The organism is uncultured Campylobacter sp. (genome assembly GCF_938040115.1).
Classification (GTDB): Bacteria; Campylobacterota; Campylobacteria; order Campylobacterales; family Campylobacteraceae; genus Campylobacter_A.
In genome coordinates, this window is the sequence record NZ_CALHXD010000180.1 from 1 (window position 1) to 1,165 (window position 1,165).

At 48.6% G+C, this 1,165-nt stretch carries 1 protein-coding gene; it reads right to left on the minus strand.

Annotation, left to right across the window (positions count from 1 at the left end):
• Positions 1–1,165, minus strand: a 1,165-nt coding sequence (locus tag Q0314_RS06355; protein WP_298057602.1) for a coproporphyrinogen III oxidase family protein, incomplete at both ends; no start/stop codon positions are given.

Genomic DNA, 1,165 nt, shown 5'->3' on the forward strand with positions numbered 1-1,165 from the left:
GCGTCCTCAAAATCAGCATGCGTCTCTTCGCTCATGATGCGTAAAATTTTACTGCGCTTTATCTTCGCGTCGTCTTTAAATATCGCGCGCACCTTATCCATGCCCGCATAAAAATCGCGCATGAGTACAAGGCAAAGATACCTACCAAATCCCGTCGGCACGATGCGGCCGCCCTCTTCGTAGATAGCGCCGACCAGCTTTAGTAAATTTAGCTCCGCAAATAGCTCTTTTTTGATATTCGCGCCGTTAAATTCGTCGTATTTGGCGATATTTACGCCGCCGTCAAACAGCTCGGTGAGGAAGATATACTTTAGCCGCTCTTTTTTCGTAAAGCCGCACTTTGCGATTACGGGGCTTTCGCCGCTTTTAACGCGGCGGCCGTAGTCGAGCAGATTAAAGGCGTTGATAACCAGCTCGCCGTTTAAAAAGCTAAACGCGCCGCTACCCACGCCCACGTACTCGTGGTGGCTGCCGACGTATTCGTCGCGCAAATTCGCGCTATCTCGGCCGAATGCCCAAGCGTTGCTTTGATGATAGTCGCTAAAGCTCTCGCAGATGATCTCGTAAAATTCGCGCTCGTTGTCGCTATCTGCGACGCCTAGCGACTTCGCGATCGCATCGCGCGTAAGAGGCGACTTCATCAGCGGATAAAACATGATCTGCTCTGGGGCTATGGATTTTGCGATTTTGATGTCGTTTAGCAGCTGCTCTTTGGTTTGGTTCGGGAGGTTAAAGATAAGATCTAAACTCAAAGTCGGCAAGATACCCATAGCTTTTTTAAGCTTTTCTTGTAAAACCTCGCTAGAGCCGAATTTCTCGTATCTGGCTACGCGTTTTAGCGTCTCGTTGTCAAAGCTTTGTACGCCCACGCTTAGGCGGTCGATGAGTCCTTGAAATCTCTTTAAATTTTCGGGCTGAATGTGGTTTGGATCGCTCTCACAGGACACGTTTTTGATATTAAAAAGCTCTTTAGCCATTACGAGCGTTTTTTCAAGCTCGGGTTCGTTTATGAGCGTCGTGCCGCCGCCGACGTAAAGCGAGCCGAAATCAAAGCCTGCGGCCTTAACCTGCCGCATCTCTTGCCTTAAATTTTCAAAATAAATTTTAGCCAGCTCCTGCTCGTAATGATACTTGTGAAACGAGCAATACGGACAAAACGTGTGGC